Genomic DNA, 23,029 nt, shown 5'->3' on the forward strand with positions numbered 1-23,029 from the left:
CGTTATGGGAAACACTTGTATAAATTAACACCAGATCAATCAGGTTGGGATGGGACTTATCAAGGTGAGGTTTTACCATCAGACGATTACTGGTTTACAATAGATTATGTAGAACCACGTACAGGAGAAAAAACAATATTTAAATCACACTTTACTTTAAAACGATAAAATGATAATAACTAGATTAACGCTTGTTTTATTTGCAGTCTTTTCTGCTTTTACTGTTACAGCACAAGAAAGGGGAATACCTGTTTATAAAGATTATTTGATGGATAATTATTACTTAATTCACCCATCTATGGCTGGAACATCAGCCTATAATAAAGCAAGAATTACTGCACGCCAACAATGGTTTGATGTAGAAGATGCTCCAAGTTTACAAACAGCTAGTGTAAATGCACGCTTTGGAGAAAATGTTGGTTTAGGAGCTATTTTATATAATGATTCTAACGGTCGGTTTTCTCAACAAGGTGGCTATTTAACCTTTGCCTATCATTTACTTTTTTCTAGAAGTACAGCAGATATTAACCAACTTTCATTCGGTATGAATGTTGGTATAAGTCAAGAAAAATTAGATGAAACCGATATCAATATTATTGATAACCCAGATCCAATTATTTCGGGAGTAGAGCAGACAGATAATTATTTTAATATGGATTTTGGTTTGTCTTACTTTTATTTGAATTATTTTGTTCATGCAACAGTTAAGAATATAATTCCACAAAAAAGACAAATTTTCACAGAATTATTTGAAACTGATAATCAACGCCAGTACTTAGTTTCTTTAGGTTACACTTATGAGCCAGAATTATCTAATTGGGTGTTTGAACCATCTGTGATGTACCAAAATAAAGAAGCTACAGGAGAATCTAATTTAGATGTTAATGCAAAAGCTTATTACTTAACATCATTTGGTAACCTTTGGGGCGGCTTATCTTACAGAAGAAGTTTAGATGCTGCCGAATTTTCTTCAGCTACTGGAGAGATAGAAACAGCTGAAAATCTTCAAAACCTATCTCCATTCTTAGGAGTTAATTATGGTAAATTTGTTTTTGCTTACATGTATACCTACCAAACTAACTCTATTGTTTTGTCAAATTCTGGATTTCATCAAATTACTTTAGGGTATAATTTTGGTGAAAATAGGAGGCGTTATAAATGTAAATGCCCTGCGGTTAATTACTAAAAATCTAAAAACTTTATATCTATATCAACCTCTTCATTTTTGAAGAGGTTATTTATGATGGCTTGGTTAGGTTTATTCGTATAAATCTTTATATCTTGATTTTTAATTGAAATAGAATCAGTTAGATCTAAATCTTCAAGTATCTTCTTAGTTTGTTTGGCAACTGCAAAACCTGAATCAATAATTTTAACTTCCGGCAGTAAATTTTCTAAAATTGGCTTAATGTATGGGTAATGAGTGCATCCAAGTACAAGATAATCTATTTGTGAATTCTTAAATAGTTCAACTTGAGATTTTAGTCTCACTTTAAAATCTATAGATGAAGTTTCTCCATTTTCAACAGCCTCTACAATATGTTTACCTTCAACTTCAATCAAATTGATTTCATTTTTAAGGGTCTTAGATGTTTTTTCGAATAATTTACTTGATAAGGTTCCTTTAGTTGCTAAAACTCCAATAAACTTAGTTCTAGACTGAAGCGCTGCAGGTTTGATAGCTGGCTCAATTCCTATAAATGGTACTGTATAAGATTTTCTTAATTCTGCGATGGCATTTGTTGTAGCCGTATTGCAGGCTACGACAATTAGTTTAGCATTAAACTTATCGATTAGAAGTCGCGTATTTTTGTGGCTAAGCTTTATTATTTCAGCTTTTGATTTTTCTCCATAAGGAGCGTTTACGCTGTCTGATAAGTATATAAAGTTTTCTTGAGGTAGCATTTTAATCAATTCTTTTAAAATGGACGTACCGCCAACACCAGAATCAAATATACCAATAGGCTGTTTAGAAAACTTGTTCACTTTTTCATATTAAAATGTAAACATAAAAAAAAGGCTGTACATAACAGCCTTTTTTCTAGTATTAGGAATGTGGTGTATATTATTTTGTTGCTTTAATTTCAGCTATTACATCATCTAATAAATCATAGCCATCAGCCATTAATACGCCAGATCCAGTTGAAGAATTTAAGACATAATCAAAGCCTTTTTCGCGTGCCACTTTTTGAATGGTGTTTCTGGCTTTTTCTAAAATAGGTCTAAATAATTCTTCCTGCTTTTTCTGAATTTCTTGGCTGGCTGTTTGTTGGTACTCACGAATAGATTGCTCCATTTCTTGTAGCTCCATAGCTCGTTTTTCATTTTCTTCACGAGTTACAGTTTCAGCTTCAGCTTGGTACTGCTGGTTCTTTTTTTGTGCCTCCTTTAATGAAGCATCTATATCACTTCGATAGCCTTGTTCAAGTTTTTGAATTTGCATTTGAGCTTCTTTATAACTAGGCATTTTATCTAGCAATTCTTGAACGTTGATATGAGCTGTTTTAGATTGAGCATTAGCGTTTGTTGCTATTAGTCCTAAGCTTAAGGTTAAGCCGATGAATAATGTTTTAATTGTGTTCATTTGTTTAAAATTTAGTTTATTTAGTTGTTATTTTCTCTTGCTTCTCTAATTGAATCTCTTTTTCGTTTTTGTTCAGCACGTTTTTTTAATATTTTTTGTCGTTTTTCTTCAAACTTTTTCTCTCGTGCTTCTTTGATTGAGTCAAACCTTCGTTGTCTTTCTTCCATTAAACGCTCACGTTCAGACTTCCGTTCTTCCAGTTTTGCTTTACGTTCAGCCGCATCTTTTTCGTCCTTTTCAGCTTTTTTGACAGATTTATAAGGTTTCATGTCTTTTAATACTTCTTCAGTATCTTGATTTCCTCGAGCCTTAATTTGTATCATTCTCAAAACAATGTCACTTAAATCATGACGTTTCGCTGAAAACAACATCAATGCGTCAGCTGAATTTTCAAATATAAAATCGTAACTTCTATTTAACCCAATATCTTGAATCGCATTAAATACTTGGTCTTGTATCGGTTGAATTAGTTGCCTTTTTTGAGTAATATAATCGCCTTCAACTCCAAATTTACTATTTTTATAGGCCAGTAACTCTTCTTCAAGGAACTTAATTTCATCTTCTTTTTCTTCAATTAATTCATCTGTTAAAAGTGGTTTTTCTGCCTTTAACTGATTTTTTAGGTCTTCAATTTGTTGTCGCTTTTGTTCTATTTCTGTTTTCCATTGTTGAACCCTTTGATTTAAACGGTTTTGTGATTGCCTATATTCAGGTACTTGTTCTAAAATATAATCCATATCAACATAACCAATTTTGTTTGCACGTTGGGCTTTTAAATTTAAACCTAAAAAAATGAGTGCAATCAACAAATATAAATATCTATTAGTAAAAATCATGCCAAATTAAAATTGCTGTCCTATAATAAAGTGAGTTTCCCATCCATTTGCACCGCTATTAGTACCAGGAATAGGATCAAACCCATAACCAAAGTCAATACCAAGCAGACCAAATGCTGGCATAAAGATCCGTAATCCTGCACCAGCCGAACGTGTTAATTCGAATGGTGAAAAATTCTCAAATTTATCATATGTGGCACCACCTTCTAAAAAGGTTAATGCATAAATAGATGCTGAAGGTTTTAGTGTGATTGGGTATCTTAATTCAAGCGTGTACTTATTATAAATCGTAGCGCCATCGTTAAATGATTCTTCACTTGTATTTGTTCTTGATTGTGGTATGATAGATTGGTTAGGATAACCTCTTAAAGCTACAATTTCACGACCATCGAGTGCAAAACCAGCAAGGCCATCACCACCTAAAAAGAAACGTTCAAATGGAGGTATACCACGGTCGTTGTTATAAGCTCCCAAAAAGCCAAACTCAAATTTAGTTCTTAAAACGAGCTTGTCAACAAGCCTGTTATACCAATCTGCTGAAAAGTTAACCTTGTAAAACTCAAGCCAGTTGAAACGTTGCTGGTCTATTTCAGCAAGTGCGTCTGCATCATTTTCAGCTAATGCGATTTCTCGATCTTCTTTTAATTGTTGGTAATCTACATTATTAAACGCTGAGTATGGTGGTGTAAACTTAAAGGTTAAATTAAATTTTGACCCACCAAGTGGGAAAATAGGATTTACAAAGGTGTTATCACGGCTTAGACCAAGTGTAAATGTTAAGTTTTCTGAAGTTCCATTAGGAAAATTAAAGAGGCCAATATTGTAATTATTAAGATTAAAGTGCTGGAATCCTGCAGCTGCTGAAACTGTAAAATACTGGTCTGGTTCACGTAAACGTTTTGCAAAGCCTACGTTAATACCAGTAATTGAAAAGCTTTGGTCATTGTCGGCTCTTCTTGTAATAGGATTAAATAGAAATTGAATAGTGTGCGATAGAGAAACTGAAAGCTGAACAGGTCGCTTCCCGCCTAACCAAGGCTCCACAAACGAAAGACTGTAATTTTGAAATGAAATACTGGCTTGAGCTCTTAATGATAAAGATTGACCGTCGCCCATTGGTATTGGGTCGTAGGCTTCTTTATTGAAAATATTTCTTAAAGAGAAATTGTTAAATCGCAAGCCTAATGTTCCAATAAAGCCACCACCACCATAACCTCCTTGAAGTTCAATTTGACTACTGCCTTGTTCTTCCACAACATATTCAAGATCTAATGTTCCTGTTTGTGGGTTTACATTTTTAAATTCAGGTTGAAGGTTTTCTGGATTGAAAAAACCAAGTTGGCCTAATTCACGAACGGTGTTAACCACGTCTTGTTTGCTGTAAACTTGGCCTGGTCGCGTACGCAAATTTCTATAAATGACGTTGTCATTGGTTTTGTCATTTCCTTTAACATATATATTGTTAAAATAGGCTAGTTTACCTTCGTTTATTCTAATTTCAAAATCGATGGTATCATTGTAAATTTTTGTTTCTACAGGTGTGATTGTAGAAAATAGATAACCGTTATTTTGATATAAGTTAGTGATGTCTTCAGCATCTGGTTTTTCAGTATTGGCAATTTTTTCTTGTAAAATAGTCCCGTTATATGGATCTCCTTTTTTTATGGCTAGCAATTGCTTAAGTTGTCTGCTTGTATAAACACTATTACCAAGAAAATTAATGTTACCAAAATAGTATCGATTGCCTTCTTTCAGTTTGATATCAATAGCAATTGTGTTGTCACTAGTTTTGTAAACAGAGTCTGAAGTGATACGTGCATCGCGGAATCCTTTTTCTTTATAATGCTTTATAATCTCTTCTTTACTGGTTTCGTACTCTTCTTCTAAGAATTTTGAACGCTTCCAAATACGAAAGAAATTCTTTTGTTTAACTTTTGATATTTTTCTAAGTTTTCGGTTTGACACTTTCTCATTCCCGATAAAGTTGATGCTACTTACTTTTACCTTTTCGCCTTTATCAATATTAATCAGCATATTTAGCTTGCTTTCTTGGCTTAAGGTGTCTTCAATAGCAGAAGTAGTAATTATAGCTTTAGCATTTAAATAACCTTTTTCACGGTATTTTTTTTCAATATTGTTTTTTGTATTAACGATAAAATTATCAGTAAGTTTTGTATCTGGATTAATACTATTGTCTTTAATGATATCTTTACGTTTACGTTCCTTAATGCCTCTAATTTTAACCGTCTCAAGTTTAGGAACTTCAACGATTTCTAGCTCTAAATAGGCTTTACCATCTTCAACCTTTGTGAGATAAAAATTAATATCACTAAATAAACCTAAATCCCAGAGTTTTTTTAAGACCTTGCTTATCCTTTCGCCAGGAATATAAAGTTCTTCACCAACGCTTAAGCCGGTAAATGCAATAACTGTACTTTCATTATAGCTTGTGCTTCCTGTAACTTCAATACCGCCTAAAATGTACTTTTCTGCATCTGTTATAGGTAAGTCTTGGGCAGAAGCGTTTAGAGTAAACAGGAAACTCAAGCTTAATATGAGACCTGAAACAATCTTTTTTGTGCTTAAGTTATTAAAGTTGTTCACTTGTTTTTCCAAATCGTCTTTCTCTTTTTTGATAGGTGAATATTGCTTCAAATAAATCATTTTTATCGAAATCTGGCCAAAGAATTGGCGTAAAATAAAATTCTGCATAAGCCATTTGCCAAAGTAAAAAATTACTAATACGTTGTTCGCCACTTGTTCTTATCATTAAATCTACATCAGGTAAACTTTCTGTGTATAAGTGTTGGTTAACTGTTTGTTCAGTAATTTGATTTATTTCTAATTGTTCTTCTTTTGCTTTTGTAGCAATTGTTTTCACAGCTTGTACCAATTCTTCTCTAGCACCATAGCTTAAAGCTAAGGTTAGTGTCATATGGGTATTGTTTGCTGTTTTAGTAATAACTTCTTTAAGTTCAATTTGTGCTTTTTCAGGCAAATTATTAATACAACCAATAGCTTTTAAACAGATGTTATTCTCTTGTAAGGTTTTAATTTCTTTTCTTAATGAACTTACTAAGAGCTTCATTAAGGTTTGAACTTCTAGTTTAGGTCTGTTCCAATTTTCAGTAGAAAACGCATAAACGGTTAAGTGTTTGATGCCTATTTCAGCACATGCTTCAACAATTTTTCTAACGGCTTTGCTGCCTTTTTTATGACCTGCTACTCTAAGTAAACCCTGTTTTTTTGCCCAACGCCCATTACCATCCATAATAATGGCGATATGTTTTGGCAGTTGATCAAGGTTTATGTGAGTTTTATAGTCCATTAAAAATTACAATAGCATGGTTTGCGACCAAATGCGTAGGTTAATGTTAAACCTCCAAAGATATACCAATCATTCATATTTTGATTACCAAAATTGACAGATTCATCTATATTTTTAAATTCATCAGGATTACTGCCATCAAGGTTATCACTAAATGCGTATCGTGCACCAAATTCAGCCGCCAAAATAACTTTGCTCGTAACGGCAACTTTAACACCAACTATCATTGGTAGCGAGAAGTTATAGTTTTTATCTTGTTTAATTAAAGTATTGTCTGGTGTGTTTTGTATGAAATGATCTGTGATAAAAAAGTTTAAACCACTTGATATGTAAGGGACTATTTGAGGTCGCTTTAAGCTGTGTAAATCCCATTCCCAAAAATTAAACTCTAATCCCAGAGCAAATTCATCAATTTCTGTATTAAATGATAAACCTCTTCGGCGTCTGCCAATGTTATCAGATAATTTATCTTTCCCAAAAGTTTGATGCTTGATGTAAGTGAACCTAAAAGCATGTCGTGTACTTCGGTTCCATTTAAAAATAACGCCAGCCGAAACTTTGTCAAACGAGGCGTAATCTTTAGGCTTGATAAATGAGCTTGAGCCTACATCACCAACAAAATTAGTGCCGCCAAGTACTAAACCAGCTTCATAGGTTTGTGCACTAAGGCAAATGTGAAACAACGTAAATGCTATGACTAAAAGTCTCAATCGCATGAATTTTAAAAGTTTGCAAATATAAAAATATTGTACAGCCATGTACAGCTTTTTATGAATTTGTAATTTAAAACAAGATTTAGTCGTTTTTATTGCTTCAATTACGATTATCTTCACCCCAAAGTAATTTTTTTCTGAGGGTAGCAATAAAACTATCAGAGTTTTGGGTAACTAAACCAATTTTAAAATCAGCTTTTTTGAGTTTGATGCTAACGTCTTTACTAAAAGTTTCTATGCGTGAATCTAAAGAGATTAAGTAATTATCTTCTCGGCCAGATACTTTTAGTGTAATCTCTGTATTATCAGGAATTAATAAAGGCCTTGCATTTAAATTGTGTGGAGCAATAGGCGTGATGACAAAACTTTGTGTTTGCGGTGAAATAATTGGACCACCACAACTTAGAGAATAACCAGTTGAGCCGGTTGGTGTAGAAATGATAATCCCGTCAGACCAATAAGCGTTTAAGTATTCATCATTGAGCCAAACTTCAATAGTAATCATAGAAGTTGTGTCTTTTCGGCTAATGGCAACTTCATTAAGGGCGAAATTGAAAGGTTTTAAGCTTTGATCTCCGGTTGAAGTTTCTACCTCTAGCAAACTACGTTTAGATAATTTGAAGTTTCCGTCTAATATCTCCTGAATGCTTGATTTAATTTCATCATCATGAATGGTTGCTAAAAAGCCTAACCTTCCAGTATTAATTCCAATAATAGGAATCTCTAAATCTTTTACAAAGCTAGCAGCACTTAAAATGGTGCCATCGCCACCAATACTAAAAAAGTAATCATAACTTTTATCAAGATTTGTAAAAGTGCTGTACGCTTCAGATTTGTTGATAAAACCTTTATTTGTAATTAGTTTAAGATAATTCTCTTCAAAATAAAATTCGGTTTGGTTTGCTTTTAAAACACTAAGTAACTGATTCAGGTATTTCTCAGTTTCTGGATAATACGATTGACCAAAAATTCCAACCTTCATGTGTACAAATTAATTTATATGTTTAAAAACTTAGCTAAGTAATTAGACCTGTCTTTTAAGCTGTCTGAGTATGCATCATCTTCATGCTTACTCAAAATTTCATAGTCATAACGACGTAAAGTTTGTAAAATTTCATTAAGTCCTTGGTGCTTCAATTTTACTAAAAACGCTATAGCATTATTGTTAATTTCACAAGTAAACATACCTAGTATTTGTGCATTTAAACTTTCTAAAAGCTGACTTATTTCAGCATATGAAAAATCGATAGTAGATTTTTTTAACAACAAAGAGTCAGTCTCATGGCTTACAAACTCAGTTTCATTAAATAACTCAAGCACCGCCTCAAACTCAAGGCTACCAATCAATAAATTATTATCATCTACCACAGGTAAGATCGTCGATTCATGTTTTAAAAATAAACTGAAAACGTCTAATAATGTGTGATATTCAGATGCAAAAAAATACTCGGCATAAAGCGTTAAGTCTTTGGCGATATGCTCTGGTTTTAAAAGCTTTAAATCTTCAGCTTGCATAAGGCCTTTAAAGTAATTTCCTTCAGTAATAATCGCATGAGAAAAATTTACCTCATAATTTTCAGGTAAATTTGAAATATCAATGATTTGTGGCTTATGATTAACAACTGAAAACCAATTCATAATCTTTTACATTTATTTGCAAAATACACAATTTAGTCTGTCTATATCCTATAATTGATTGTATTTTTGCTTTTGTTACAAATTACCACAAAATGACAAAACTAAGCGTTAATATTAACAAAATAGCAACTTTAAGGAATGCTCGCGGTGGCAATATGCCAAATGTTTTAGAGGCAGCAAAGCGAATTGAAAGCTTTGGCGCTAACGGAATTACGGTACATCCGCGACCTGATGAGCGGCATATTACTTACCAAGATGTGCGCGATTTAGCCCCAAGCCTGACTACAGAATTTAATATTGAAGGTAATCCAAACCAAAAATTTATTGATTTGGTGTTAAATAATAAACCTACGCAAGTAACTTTGGTACCAGATGCGGTAGATGCCATTACTTCAAACGCAGGTTGGGACACCATTAAACACCAAGATTACCTTCGTAAAATAGTCGATATATTTAAAGCGGAAGGTATTAGAACTTCTATTTTTGTTGACCCTGATCTTGAAATGATAAAAGGTGCTAAGCAAACAGGCGTTGATAGAATTGAACTATATACCGAAGCTTTTGCACAAAATTATCAGATTAACCCAACTGAAGCCATACAGCCTTATGTTGATTGTGCCAATCTTGCACAATCATTAACCTTAGGAATAAATGCAGGTCATGATTTATCATTAGAAAATATAAGTTACTTCAAAACCTGTATTCCCTTCTTAGATGAAGTTTCAATAGGTCATGCCTTAATTTCAGAGGCTTTATATTTAGGTTTAGAAACGGTTGTTAAGCGTTATTTAAAAGCCTTAAAATAGTTAATAATATGAAGTTATACGCAAATGTGTTTGGTCAAGGCAAACCTTTATTGATATTACACGGATTTTTAGGCATGGGCGATAACTGGAAAACCCTAGGTAAACAATATGAAGATTTAGGTTTTCAAGTCCATTTAATCGACCAACGTAACCATGGTCGAAGTCCACACTCAGATGACTTTTCTTATGAATTAATGGTGAATGATTTACATGAATATATCACCACAAATCATTTTGAAAGCGTAAATTTAATTGGTCATTCAATGGGTGGCAAGACCGTTATGGCTTTTGCTTGCAAATACCCAGATTTAGTTAATAAACTTATTGTTGTTGATATTGCGCCTAAATATTATGCACCACATCATCAGGAAATTTTAGAAGGGCTTACCGCAATAAAAAACGCTAGCTTTAAAAGTCGTAGCGATGCTGATGATTTACTTTCAAACTATATAAATCATAAAGGAATTCGTCAGTTTTTATTAAAAAATCTATATCGTAAAGATAAAAACACTTATGATTTACGTATTAACCTGAAATCTCTAAAAAATAACATCAACGAAATAGGTAAAGCATTAGAACCTGAGCAAATATTTAAAGGAGAAACCTTGTTTATTAACGGAAAAACTTCAGATTATATTAAAGCTGAAGACACTAATTTAATTCACAATCATTTTCCGCAGGCTAAGATTGAAGGAATTGAAAACGCTGGACATTGGGTGCATGCTGAACAACGAGATGCCTTTTATGAAGTAACAAAAGTGTTTTTAAATAATTAGATAGTTCACATGAGTTGAAATCAATATTAATCCATCAATCATCAACCTGTTGATAACTAGATGTTTAATACAATAATGCTTATTATGCTAACATAATAAATTTAATTTTTTGTTGTGAAATTGTGAATTAATGGTAAATTTGAATAACAAATTATTATAAACAAACTGTAAATTTTTTGAATATGAAAAAAATCTTACTCTTAACTGGCTTGCTGTTATGTTCGGCCAGTATTTACGCAGGCGGTTATCGGGTCGCTGCTCAAGGTCAACGCGCTTTAGCTATGGGACACGCAGGTGTCGCAGTTGTTAATAGTGCAGAAACAGCCTTTTTTAATCCTTCTGGAATTGTTTTATTAGAAGATAAAATTAATGTTTCTGCTGGTATAACAGGCGTTTTTTCAAATGTGCAATGGCAAAACCAATCGACTGGTCAATTTTCTGAAACAGACAACCCAATGGGAACGCCATTTTATTTTTATGCCACTTATAAAATAAATGAATGGCTAGCTGCTGGAGTAAGTGTTTATACGCCTTATGGAAGTACAGTTGAATGGGAAAAAGATTGGGCAGGTTCTCATTTAGTTAATAATATAGATTTGGCCGCCATATATGTCCAGCCTTTATTATCTATTAAATTATCTGACGTGTTCACCGTCGGTGGTGGACCGATTTTTGTAACAGGAAATGTAGAGTTTAACCGAAATATCAATAGGACTTTAACTGACGAAATGGGTGAACGCTCTAATGTAACGGTTGAAGATTCTGGTGTAACAAATTGGGGTTGGAGTGCAAGTTTTACGCTAACACCAGTTGAAGATTTAAGAATAGGGTTTAACTACCGTTCAGAAATTATTCTCGATGCAGAAGATGGCGATGCAACATTTGCCAATGTGCCAAACTCCGCACTAGTTCCTGCTGAAAATGGCAATACAACCTTTAATGCTTCCTTACCAATGCCTGCAGAAATGACCTTAGGTGCGGCTTGGCAAATGAATAATAAATGGTTATTTGCTTTTGATTATAACCGAACTTATTGGGAGGTTTACAACGCATTAGATTTACAATTCGGGAATGGTTCTGAGTCACTTAATCCTAGAAATTATAAAAATGCGTCAATATACCGCTTTGGTGCAGAATACGTAGCTTCTTCAGATTTTACGCTAAGAGCTGGTTATTATTATGATGAAACACCAGTAAGGCCAACTTACTTTGCACCAGAAACGCCAAGAAATGATTCAGAAGGTTATACAGCTGGCTTGTCATATCAAGTTAATGATAAATTAGCAATCGATGCTTCTTTTCTTTACCTAAGATTTCAAGAAGTTGATGCCTCTTACGATTATTATCAAGAAAATGGCCAAAATGTCCCATTCGAAGGAACTTATAAATCGAATGCATTTTTACCAGGAATTGGTGTAACTTATAAATTATAAAAAGAGACAACTATGAAAAATTATATTAAATATATCGGTATTTCAGCATGTGCAGCTTTGATGTCTTGCGAACCTGAATTCGATAACTCTATTGCAGATAATGAAGTATATAGAAACGGTGAAGCCGATTTTACTAATTTTGTAAGCGTTGGTAATTCGCTGACAGCTGGTTATGCTGATAATGCACTTTATGTTCAAGGGCAAGAGAATTCTTTTCCTAATATTTTGGCTCAGCAGTTTGAGCTCGTTGGTGGTGGTGAATTTACACAACCTTTAATGGCTGATAATTTAGGTGGTCTAAAGTTTAATGGACAAGTTATTTCTGGTAATCGTTTGGTGTTAACAGCACTTTCTGGAAGTCCAGCACCAGCGCCAATTGCTGGTGAACCGAGTACTGAAGTAACTAATAAGCTTTCAGGCCCAATTAATAATATGGGTGTTCCTGGTGCTAAGTCTTATCATTTAGTTGCTGAAGGTTATGGAAGCACTGCTGGTGTTCCTTTAGGACAATCTAATCCTTATTTTGCACGTTTTTCTTCATCTGATAATGCCACAGTGTTGGGTGATGCTGCAGCTCAAAATCCAAGCTTTTTTTCATTATGGATTGGTAATAATGATATTTTAGGTTTTGCAACCTCAGGTGGTGTTGGTGTCAATCAGTTAGGTAATTTAGACCCTTCAACTTATGGATCTAACGATATTACAGACCCAAATGTTTTTGCTTCAGTGTATAGTCAATTAATTGATGGTTTATCTGCAAATGCATCTGGCGGTGTTGTTTTTAATATCCCTGATGTGACTAATATTCCATTTTTTACAACAGTTCCTGTCAATGCTATACCTTTAGATCAGGCAACAGCAGACCTTTTAAACTCTCAGTTTGCAGCCTACAATAATCAAATTTTACCTGGTTTAGCTCAATTGGGTCTGATATCAGCTCAGGAAGCACAGCAACGTCAAGTCAATTTTGTGGCTGGCCAAAATTTTGTGACAATTCAAGATGAAAATCTAACTGATATTTCAGCAGTACTTCAAGGACCACCATTTAATCTTGATGCACAAACTGCTGCTAATTTAGGCCAAGTGAGACAAGCTACTGAAGATGATTTAATTCCATTAACTGCTTCTTCAATTTTAGGAACAACAGTTAATAATAATCCAACCTTAATTAATGGTGTTTCAGTTCCATTAGGTGATCAATATGTATTAACAGTAGCTGAGCAAGAAATGGTTTCTGAAGCGCAACAAGCTTACAACTCAACAATTGAAGCGCTTGCTGAAGCTAATAATTTAGCTTATGTAGATGTAGACCAAGTTCTTGTTGAAGTATCTAACGGAATTGGTTTTGATGGTGGTGTGCTAACCTCAGATTTTGTAACTGGTGGTGCTTTTTCACTTGATGGTGTTCACCTAACCGCTCGCGGTTATGCTTATGTTGCCAACCAAGCTATTATGGCTATTAATGCACAATATGGTTCAACTTTACCGATGGTAAATATTGGTAATTATGGCACAGTTAATTTAAGTGATAATATAGCTCAATAAATTCAATAAAATTAATATTTCTTAAACCGTCTCAAGTTTAAAGTTGAGGCGGTTTTTTTGTAATAACTTTTTAAGATAAATCATTACCTAATATGTATCAATATCTTTTGATGTCTAAATTTTGCACTTACATATTAAATTGTATATTTAAACAAATCAAAAATTAATATGAAGCTTATTTTAAGGTTACTTGTTTCTGCTATCATGGTGGTTGTTTTAGCTAATATTTTGCCTGGGGTTTACGTGGCTGGTTTTTTAGAAGCCATTGTTTTAGCAGTTGTCTTGGCTTTATTAAATATGTTTGTCAAGCCGATACTAATTGTTTTTACATTACCGGTCACGATTGTAAGCTTTGGACTTTTCTTATTAGTCATTAATGCCTTAATTATTTTATTAGCGGATAGCCTTGTTTCTGGTTTTCGAGTAGATGGGTTTTGGTATGCTCTAATTTTTAGTTTATTGTTATCTATACTTCAGTCGGTCACGTTTAAATTAGCAGAAAAAGATAAAGACTAATGCAAAAAAATAAGTTGTTTTTAGCGGCAACAATTACCTTATTTGTCTTTCCATTGGTTGCTTTTTTGGTGAGTAACTTCAGTAGAAGCTTCAACTATTACGAGATATTCCCTGAACGTGTTTCTTTTTTAAACCTTGCAATAGGTCTAGGTTTTGGTGTAATTACTTCAGTCATTGCTGTCGTGATACTTCGTCTTAAAAAGTTTAAAGACTTAACACATACTTATCAAGTTTTGTTTAAAGATATTGAGGTAACTTGGGGAGATATTATTTTTTATTCAATTTGTGCAGGTGTTGGCGAAGAAATTTTCTTTCGAGGTATGCTATTAGAGTTTATGGGTGTTTGGCCAGCAGCAATTATTTTTGTGGCGCTTCATGGCTATATTTCCTTTAAATCTATGCCAAAGCTAATTTATGCGGTTTATCTAATTATCGTTTCCGCTGGCTTTGGTTATTTATATATTTACACAGATTTGTATGCCGCGATGTTAGCCCATGCATTTTATGATGTGATTATGTTTTGGTTACTCTTAAAATCGAAGTCAACGGCTTAGTTTTTTCTTTTTTGCAACTGATTTTCAAAAACTTGTCAAGACGTGAAATAAATTGTATTTTTGCAAATTCAAAAAATGACTTGATATAATGAATATTACTTTAGAGAATAAAGATGCATTAAATGCAGTTGTAAAAGTAGATATCGCAAAAGAAGATTACAGCGATAAGGTAGAGAAAGTACTAAACAATTACCGTAAAACAGCCAATATTCCTGGTTTTAGAAAAGGGAAAGTGCCAAAAGGGCTTGTGAAAAAGCAATATGGGCAGTCTGTTTTAGTTGATGAGGTTAACAAACTTCTTCAAGAGTCATTAAACAACTACCTTACCGAAGAGAAGCTTGATATTTTAGGTAATCCTTTACCAAAACCGCAAGATAATTTTAATTGGGAAGATGATGATTATAGCTTTGAATTTGAGCTTGGTTTAGCGCCAGAATTTGAAGTAAGTCTAGATAATAAAGAGCCAATCACGCATTACGTGATTTCTGCCGATGATGAAATGATTGATAACCAAATCAAGATGATTCAAAAGCAATATGGTAAAATTATTGCTCAAAATGAAGTTAAAGAAGGCTTTAACATTGAGGGAACTTTCCATAACCCTGAAGCAGAAATAGAGCAGGATGCAAGCTTTAATATTGATGAAGTTGAAGGGAAAACCAATAAAAAGAAGCTTATTGGTGCTAAAACTGGCGAGCAAGTTACTTTAAAGTCAACTAAGTTGTTTAAAGATACAGCTACTTTAGCCAGTAAGCTTGGTATTGATGAAGATAAAGCTGAAGGTTTAAAGGTTGATTTAACCTTAACCATCAATGAAGTTAACGAGCAAGTTCCAGCCGAACTTAATCAGGAATTATTCGATAAATATTTTGGTGAAGGTGAAGTTAACTCTGAAGAAGAGTTGAAAGAACGCATTAAAGCAGATTCTGAAAAAACATTCGCTCAACAAGGAGACCAGCAATTACTTAATGATGTTACCGAGTATTTAGTTGAAAACACGACATTTGATTTACCAGCTGAATTTCTTCAAAAATGGTTAAAAGTTCAAGGCGAAAAAGAACTGACTGATGAAGAGGCCAAAGAAGAATATGAAAAAAGCGAAAAAGGCTTAAAATATCAATTGATTGAAGGTAAGATTATCAACCAAAACGACCTTCAAGTTCAGGCTGAAGATTTAAAGGCAATGACAAAAGAACGTATCAAAATGCAAATGGCACAATTCGGTCAAACCGATTTACCTGAAGAACAACTTGATGATATAGCTAATCGTGTACTTTCTAATCAGGATGAAGCTAAAAAAATAGCAGAGCAGGCCATGAGTCAAAAACTACTTGACTTTTACAAAGAAAAATTGAATCTCAAAGAAGAAAAGCTATCTTATAAAGCTTTTATAGATAAGGTTTACAAATAAAAAACTAAATTTTTAAACTATGCTAAAAGGAAACTTTTAGCATAGTTTTTTCATATTCCATCGTAAATCAACTTATCTTAGCATTCTATTAAACTACAACTATGAATATTAATAAAGAGTTCGAAAAGTTTGCCACCAAAGACCAAGGAATAAACAGCAACTATTATCAAAATATAATTACAAGTATGTATCCTGTAGGCATGACGCCTAATATTATAGAAGAGCGTCAAATGAATGCCGTTGCGATGGATGTGTTTTCTCGACTAATGATGGATCGCATTATATTTCTAGGAACACCAATTAACGATCAAGTGGCTAATATTATTCAAGCACAGTTATTGTTCTTAGAAAGTACTGATGCTACAAAAGATATTCAAATTTACATTAATTCACCTGGTGGAAGTGTTTATGCTGGTCTCGGAATCTACGATACAATGCAATTTATAAAGCCAGATGTTGCGACCATTAACACAGGAATTGCGGCTTCAATGGGCGCTGTTTTATTATGTGCTGGGACTGAAGGTAAACGAAGTGGTTTGCCACATTCACGTGTGATGATTCATCAACCGATGGGCGGCGCTCAAGGACAAGCTGATGATATCGAAATCACAGCAAAACAAATTATGATCTTAAAAGAAGAATTATATAAAATCATTTCAAAACATTCAAAAAAAGATTACGATAAAGTCTATAATGATGGCGATCGTGATTTTTGGATGGCGGCTGATGAAGCTAAAGATTACGGAATGATTGATGAAATTTTAGTACGCGAATAATATGGCTAAAGAAATCCTTGAATGTTCATTCTGTGGTAGAAAAAAATCTGAAACCAATTTATTGATTGCAGGTTTAGATGCGCACATTTGCGATCGCTGTATTGAGCAAGCCCACGGAATTGTAATTGAAGAATCAAAACATGGTGATGATGCCGACTTGTCTTCTGAACTTAAGCTTAGAAAGCCTAAAGCGATCAAAGCTTTTTTAGATGAATATGTCATTGGTCAAGATATGACGAAAAAAGTCATGTCTGTTGCTGTCTATAACCATTATAAACGCCTGCTTCAACCTAAATCTGATAATGATATAGAGATTCAAAAATCAAATATCATTATGGTTGGGCAAACAGGAACTGGAAAGACCTTAGTGGCCAAAACCATAGCAAAAATGCTTAATGTACCTTTAGCTATTGTAGATGCCACGATACTGACTGAAGCTGGTTATGTTGGTGAAGATGTTGAAACGATTTTAACAAAACTATTAGCAGCAGCAGATTATAATGTTGAAAAAGCGCAAAAAGGCATTGTGTTTATTGATGAAATTGATAAAATCGCCCGAAAAAGTGATAATCCTTCAATTACACGTGATGTTAGTGGTGAAGGTGTGCAGCAAGCTTTATTGAAATTATTAGAAGGTTCTACAGTTAATGTCCCGCCAAAAGGTGGTCGTAAACATCCTGACCAAAAATTTATAGAGGTTGATACCGAAAATATTTTATTTATTGCTGGCGGTGCTTTTGATGGCATTGAACGTAATATTTCTAAGCGCTTAAATATGCAAGCTGTGGGTTATGGTGCCTCTTTAAAAGGTGAAGATATTGATAAAGAAAACTATCTTAAATACATTACACCAAAAGATTTAAAAGACTTTGGCCTAATTCCAGAAATTATCGGTCGTTTACCAGTCTTAACTCACATGAATCCTCTTGATAAATCAACTTTAAAGCAAATCTTAACGCAGCCTAAAAATGCCATTATTAAACAATATGAAAAATTGTTTGAAATGGATAATATTGAATTTTCTATCACAGATGGCGCTTTAGACTTTATTGTTGAAAAGGCTTTAGAGTATAAATTAGGCGCACGTGGCCTAAGAAGTTTATGCGAAACGATTTTAACCGATGCCATGTTTGATTTGCCAGAAAGTGGCGAATCTAAGTTTAAAGTGACCAAGACCTATGCAGAAAAAACCATAAGTCAATCTAATTTACAACAACTTAAAGCAGCGAGTTAAATTTTCCATCAAATATTAAATTGATCAAATGCGAGTTATTAACTCGCATTTTTTTTTACTTCTTTAGCCATTTTATTTTTAGCTAACAATCTGTCATCAAAATAATGTAGGAGTTAGAAATAAAGCTGTGCAAAATTAATTCAACATTATACTAAATAAAACAGCCTAATAGAATTTATGACAGATGATGTTGTGACTCTAATAAGCAAAGACATCGTCTGAAAGTAAAGAAGTTTGACTTAACAAAGCAACATGATTATAATGACCTAAGTTTAAATTAATGTTATTTTACAAAAAGTATATTTACAAATATTTAAAACCCTAAAATTATCATTTATTAAAAAAAATGTAATTTTATTGCCTATTTTAAAACCTAAAACATGAAAACACTTTACACAAAATTAAGTCTCGTAACTATGCTTGTCTTTTTAGGCATGCATTTTAGTTTCGGGCAAACTACTATTTATACTCAAGATTTTGAGACTTTAAATTCTGGATACACCGCTTCAGCTACAGAAGGTACACCAGGAAGTGACACTGATATATTTAATAGATCTAATCCTAATATTGGTGGAAATTCCACTTTTATTTGGGCTGTTGAAGATACCAATTCAACACCTGCAAACATTACTTTAGATCAAATAGACATTTCGGGATATAGTGACTTTACATTTTCCATAGATTTGTTAGCTCACCATTATTTGGATTGGGATAGTACTGATGAGATGAATATTACTTATTCAATAGATGGTGGTGCTCCACAAAATTTATTATCTGTTCAAAGTACAGTTGCAGGCGATGATTTTAACACACCAGCTGCTTTAGACACAGATTTTGATGGTGAAGGTGATTGTAGTGCTGGAAATATATTACCAGCTCTTTCAACTGGGACCGAAGGCGGTTGTACAGTTAGCAGTGATCAATTTGCTACATTTTCTTCTTCTACTATTGCATTAGCTGGAAATTCTACCTTGGATATTACAATTACATTTGAAGGTCTAACTTCTGCAGATGAAGGTATTTATCTTGATAATATTGAAGTTGTAGGTACTTCTGCGACAACAGACACACAAGTACAATTCGATTCTGCTTCTACATCAGTGAATGAAGATGCTGGTACAGCTTCCATAGATTTAAGTATTTTAAACGAAGATGCAAGCAATCCAACTTCAGTAGAAGTAGCGCTTACTTCTGGAAATGCTACCGACATAAATAATTATACTACACAAACTATTACTTTTCCTGCGGGTTCAGCTGCTAATCAAACATTAACGGTTGATATTACAGATAATGCTACAGATGAAGCAGATAAGAATTTAACCTTTACATTACAAAATGTTTCAGGTGGAAACAATGCGCAAATTGGTGCTCAAAACACATTTGATTTAACAATAGTCGACGATGATTTAGCAGCTCCAATTACGCTTCCTTACACAGAAGATTTTTCAAACTGTTCAACCGCTGAGTGGATTACTTTTGATGAAGCTGGCGGAAATTCCTGGTCTTGTGGGAGCGGTGAATTTGCTATGAACGGTTTTGACGGCGGTGGCGCTACTTTAGACGATATTGATTGGTTGATTTCTGATTTCAGAATTAATTTTGACGATTATTCATCTGTATCGATTGATGTAACTACAGCCGAGCAATTTGGCGATGCTACTAATCAAGCTGGCGAATTTCGATTGGTTTATTCCACAGATTATGATGGTTTAGGCGATCCGTCAACAGGAACCTGGACCGAGCTTACCTTTGACCCGAATAATACATCTACTGGCTTTGGAACTTCGACTCCATCAACCACAACTGTTGATGCTTCAAGCGTTTCAGGAACGGCATTTATTGCATTTATATATGATGAAACCCAAGGGAATGGATCTGAAGATTGGCGAGTTCAACAAGTTGATATTACAGGAGTGCCAGCAACTTCAAATTCTGCAGATTCAGACATTGCAGTTACTGCTTTTGATCCTACTGATAATATTGATTACACTTTATATTCAGCTACTTCAGCTTTAACTACGGCCAACGCTATTAAAGTTGGAGAATTTACAATTCGAGATGGTGGTGCAACAAATTCAGATTCAGATAGCCAAAGTACTACACTTACTGACGTGACCATAGACATTACTAATTTTGATAATTTGGCAGCAATAGCCATATTTGATGGTACATCTAATCTTTCTGAAATTACATCAGTGACTGCTTCAAACAGTTTTTCAAGCTTAAGTCTTGAAGCAGCTGATGATAGTAATAAAACTTTTGAGATCTATGTAACTTTTAATTCTTCAGTTGTAGATAATGCTCAACTTCAATACACGATTTCTTCTGCAACTGCAGATGTTGCAGGCTCTTTATTTACTGATGTAGATGCTGGTGGAGCAGTTACAAGTATTACCGGAGATGACAATAAAATTGAAGTTACAGCAACTGATTTATTATTTAATCAAGACGCAACAGATGTTGGTGTTGGAAATGTAATGACTCCTTCGCCAACTGTGGAAGCTTATGATACAAATTTAAACCTAGATTTAGACTTTACAGGAAATGTGGCTTTAAGTCCAACAGGAACTACTTTTGATGGTACAGCTACCACAACAGTTGCAGCAGTTGCTGGTGTAGCAACATTTTCAAATTTAGTTTTTGATGTTACTGCAACGGGTGCAACTTTAGAAGCTTCTAGTGGAGCTTTAACCACAGATACAAGTTCAGCTTTTGATGTAATTATTGCGCCAATAGTCATAGCACAAGAAGATTTTGATGGATCAACACCAAGTTGGTCTTATACAAATGATATTCCGTTTTTCGATAATGGTACCGATGGTAGCTATGGTATTTTTACAAATGCTGCTCCTTTATCAAATACAAATTTTTCAGGAAATGTTCTATTTGAGAATGATTTAGATGATGAAGGTGATAATGGAACTTCAGGTTTCGCAACTGTTACTTTTGAAGAAATTTCTGTAGAAAACTTTTCAAATGTGGTATTGAGTTTCGATTGGGAAGTGATAGACTACAATGCTAATGCAGATGATGCTAAATATGAAATTATTGTAGATGGTGTTTCTAACGGAGAAGTATTCTTGGTAGATGGAGGAGTAGATCCTACAGATGGTTCAGGAACTGTTACTTATAATGTTCCAGTTGCAACTTCAACCATTAGTTTGTTGGTTTCTGTAAGAAATAATGGTGCAAGTGGTTATTCAGCTTTTGATAATATTAAAATCGAAGGTAATTATGATGGAGATTTAGTTTATTCTGGTGGTACTTGGACGCCAAGTGCACCAAGTGGTTCAACAGGAACAAATGATGTTTTAGTTCAAGATGGAACTTATACGACTAATGGAGACATAAGTGTAAACTCAATCTCTGTTTTAGGCGATGCAGCTGTTGAAGTAAGACCAGCTGATATTTTAACAGTAAATTCTTCAATTAATAATAATGGAGATTTTACTTTCCAAAGCGACCTCTCAGGTGTGGGACAGTTAGATGACTTTTCAGGAAGCATTACTGGTGACATTACTGTCGAGCGTTTCATTCCGGCCAAGCGTGCTTTTCGTTTGATCAGTTCTGCAGTTGATGGTTCAAGTATCGCCAACGCTTGGCAACAAGACACGCACATTACGGGTACAGGTGGCTCTACCAATGGTTTTGACGCTACAAGCACTAATAATCCGTCTATGTTTACATTCGACAATACAATCACCAATCAATCTAGTGGCGCTGGATGGCAAGCTGTCACTTCAACAACTGATGTGATTTCAGCGGGAACGCCTTACCGCTTAATGGTGCGTGGTGACCGAAGCATCGACTTAACTGATAATGAAGCACCAGCCACAGCAACCACTTTAAGTGTTTCAGGTAGTTTACATACTGGAAGCTATACACCAACTTTAGCTACAGCAGCGAACAATTATAGTTTTGTGGGTAACCCTTATCAAGCGGTAGTTGATTTTGGTGCGGTAACCAAATCTAATCTTACAGATTTTATCTATGTTTGGGATGCTTCTGTTGCTGGGTCTAATGGCAATGGTGGTTATATCACCGTTCAAATCTCAACTGGAAATATCACAGCTCCAAGTCCAAGTAGCTCTGATGCCTCGCAATACATTGCACCAGGTCAAGCCTTTTTTGTGCAAAATAATGCTACGGGTAATGGCTCAATCACTTTTAATGAAGCTGATAAAGCCACAGGTCAAGCTCAAGTGAGTATTTTTAGTACCTACACTAACTTTTATATCAACTCGCGTTTATATAAAGCCTCAGCTTTACAAAACGGTGAGATGGAAAGTGATGCCATAGGATTACGTTTTAATGAAAACTATACCACGGTTGGTAGTGATGAAGATGCGAGTAAATTGGCCAATCCAGGTGAAAACTATGCGATTGTCAACAATGGCTTTAAATCGATTGACAAGCAAAACATCCCAACTGATGGCCATCAAATTGATTTATTGATGATGAACTATGAAGATACGGCTTACAGCTTAAGCTTCAATTTAGGGAATCAGCCTGAAACACTTAAGGTTTACTTAAATGACAACTATTTAAATACACAAACCGAGTTAACGGAAAGCATAACTTATGACTTTACAGTTGATGCTAATGTGCCAGAGAGTATCGATCAAAATCGTTTTCACTTAAGTTTTGAAGAAGTGCCTTTAAATAACCAAAGTTTTGATGCCGGACAAGTTCGCTTGTATCCTAATCCAGTGGCTTATCAATTACAAATTGAATTACCAGCGTCAGTTGAGATCAATTCAGTTCAAGTTTTCAATACTTTAGGTCAAAAAGTGCTAACAACAACCCAATCTCAAGTTGATGTGAGTCAGTTAGCCTCAGGTGTTTATGTGGTTGAGCTAGAAACTTCAGCCGGGAAAGT

General features: G+C 34.2%; 20 protein-coding genes. 12 read left to right on the forward strand and 8 right to left on the reverse strand.

The features are described 5' to 3' along the window. Together BUB82_RS11080 and BUB82_RS11085 are read left to right on the forward strand one after the other, a co-directional pair. On the forward strand, nt 1–168 hold a 168-nt coding region (locus BUB82_RS11080), incomplete at its 5' end, for a T9SS type B sorting domain-containing protein (protein ID WP_143185674.1). Nucleotide 169: 1 nt separating this feature from the next. Continuing rightward, nucleotides 170–1,186: a PorP/SprF family type IX secretion system membrane protein gene (locus tag BUB82_RS11085; protein WP_073193694.1), complete on the forward strand. Its 1,017-nt coding sequence runs from the start codon at nt 170–172 to the stop codon at nt 1,184–1,186. On the opposite strand, the gene murI is transcribed toward BUB82_RS11085, so the two are convergent. The 8 genes from murI to BUB82_RS11125 form a co-directional block, all read right to left on the reverse strand. Next, nucleotides 1,183–1,986: a glutamate racemase gene (gene murI, locus BUB82_RS11090; protein ID WP_073193695.1), complete on the reverse strand. Its 804-nt coding sequence runs from the start codon at nt 1,984–1,986 to the stop codon at nt 1,183–1,185. The genes BUB82_RS11085 and murI overlap by 4 nt on opposite strands. A gap of 79 nt (nt 1,987–2,065) precedes the next feature. Beyond that, entirely contained in the window at nt 2,066–2,584 is a 519-nt protein-coding gene (locus BUB82_RS11095) for an OmpH/Skp family outer membrane protein (RefSeq protein WP_073193696.1), read from the reverse strand. Nucleotides 2,585–2,604: 20 nt separating this feature from the next. Further along, nucleotides 2,605–3,420, reverse strand: coding sequence for an OmpH/Skp family outer membrane protein (locus BUB82_RS11100; RefSeq protein WP_073193697.1), 816 nt, complete (start codon nt 3,418–3,420; stop codon nt 2,605–2,607). Nucleotides 3,421–3,426: 6 nt separating this feature from the next. Beyond that, nucleotides 3,427–6,075, reverse strand: coding sequence for a BamA/OMP85 family outer membrane protein (locus tag BUB82_RS11105; protein ID WP_073193712.1), 2,649 nt, complete (start codon nt 6,073–6,075; stop codon nt 3,427–3,429). Continuing rightward, complete coding sequence (locus BUB82_RS11110; protein WP_073193698.1) at nt 6,011–6,748, reverse strand: isoprenyl transferase; 738 nt, start codon at nt 6,746–6,748, stop codon at nt 6,011–6,013. Before BUB82_RS11110 ends, BUB82_RS11105 begins: the two co-directional genes overlap by 65 nt. Beyond that, nucleotides 6,748–7,506: a type IX secretion system protein PorG gene (gene porG / locus BUB82_RS11115; protein ID WP_234949785.1), complete on the reverse strand. Its 759-nt coding sequence runs from the start codon at nt 7,504–7,506 to the stop codon at nt 6,748–6,750. The genes BUB82_RS11110 and porG overlap by 1 nt, the downstream gene beginning before the upstream one ends. A 55-nt stretch (nt 7,507–7,561) precedes the next feature. Then, nucleotides 7,562–8,443, reverse strand: a complete 882-nt coding sequence (locus BUB82_RS11120; protein ID WP_073193700.1) for an NAD kinase — start codon at nt 8,441–8,443, stop codon at nt 7,562–7,564. A 14-nt stretch (nt 8,444–8,457) separates the two neighbouring features. Beyond that, nucleotides 8,458–9,099: a CBS domain-containing protein gene (locus BUB82_RS11125; protein WP_073193701.1), complete on the reverse strand. Its 642-nt coding sequence runs from the start codon at nt 9,097–9,099 to the stop codon at nt 8,458–8,460. Nucleotides 9,100–9,191: 92 nt separating this feature from the next. Here BUB82_RS11125 and BUB82_RS11130 point away from each other — a divergent pair, with 92 nt between their 5' ends. The 10 genes from BUB82_RS11130 to BUB82_RS11175 form a co-directional block, all read left to right on the forward strand. After that, nucleotides 9,192–9,905 (forward strand): pyridoxine 5'-phosphate synthase, encoded by a 714-nt coding sequence (locus BUB82_RS11130; protein ID WP_073193702.1) that lies wholly within the window; start codon nt 9,192–9,194, stop codon nt 9,903–9,905. 8 nt (nt 9,906–9,913) lie between these two features. Beyond that, the gene (locus BUB82_RS11135; RefSeq protein WP_073193703.1) at nt 9,914–10,681 is read left to right on the forward strand and encodes an alpha/beta fold hydrolase; all 768 of its coding nucleotides are present in this window, start codon (nt 9,914–9,916) and stop codon (nt 10,679–10,681) included. A gap of 182 nt (nt 10,682–10,863) precedes the next feature. Then, nucleotides 10,864–12,114: an OmpP1/FadL family transporter gene (locus tag BUB82_RS11140; RefSeq protein WP_073193704.1), complete on the forward strand. Its 1,251-nt coding sequence runs from the start codon at nt 10,864–10,866 to the stop codon at nt 12,112–12,114. A 12-nt stretch (nt 12,115–12,126) separates the two neighbouring features. After that, nucleotides 12,127–13,659 carry an SGNH/GDSL hydrolase family protein gene (locus BUB82_RS11145; RefSeq protein WP_073193705.1) on the forward strand — a complete coding sequence of 511 codons (1,533 nt, stop codon included), beginning with the start codon at nt 12,127–12,129 and terminating at the stop codon, nt 13,657–13,659. A gap of 168 nt (nt 13,660–13,827) precedes the next feature. Beyond that, complete coding sequence (locus BUB82_RS11150; protein WP_073193706.1) at nt 13,828–14,175, forward strand: phage holin family protein; 348 nt, start codon at nt 13,828–13,830, stop codon at nt 14,173–14,175. Beyond that, nucleotides 14,175–14,729 carry a CPBP family intramembrane glutamic endopeptidase gene (locus BUB82_RS11155; RefSeq protein WP_073193707.1) on the forward strand — a complete coding sequence of 185 codons (555 nt, stop codon included), beginning with the start codon at nt 14,175–14,177 and terminating at the stop codon, nt 14,727–14,729. Before BUB82_RS11150 ends, BUB82_RS11155 begins: the two co-directional genes overlap by 1 nt. A gap of 88 nt (nt 14,730–14,817) precedes the next feature. Continuing rightward, nucleotides 14,818–16,140, forward strand: a complete 1,323-nt coding sequence (gene tig / locus BUB82_RS11160) for a trigger factor (RefSeq protein WP_073193708.1) — start codon at nt 14,818–14,820, stop codon at nt 16,138–16,140. A gap of 101 nt (nt 16,141–16,241) precedes the next feature. After that, nucleotides 16,242–16,916, forward strand: a complete 675-nt coding sequence (locus tag BUB82_RS11165) for an ATP-dependent Clp protease proteolytic subunit (RefSeq protein ID WP_073193709.1) — start codon at nt 16,242–16,244, stop codon at nt 16,914–16,916. 1 nt (nt 16,917) lies between these two features. After that, the gene (gene clpX / locus BUB82_RS11170) at nt 16,918–18,150 is read left to right on the forward strand and encodes an ATP-dependent Clp protease ATP-binding subunit ClpX (RefSeq protein WP_073193710.1); all 1,233 of its coding nucleotides are present in this window, start codon (nt 16,918–16,920) and stop codon (nt 18,148–18,150) included. Nucleotides 18,151–18,530: 380 nt separating this feature from the next. Continuing rightward, on the forward strand, nt 18,531–23,029 hold a 4,499-nt coding region (locus BUB82_RS11175; RefSeq protein ID WP_143185689.1), incomplete at its 3' end, for a T9SS type A sorting domain-containing protein.

It is taken from the genome of Psychroflexus salarius, assembly GCF_900129035.1.
Taxonomy (GTDB): domain Bacteria; phylum Bacteroidota; class Bacteroidia; order Flavobacteriales; family Flavobacteriaceae; genus Psychroflexus; species Psychroflexus salarius.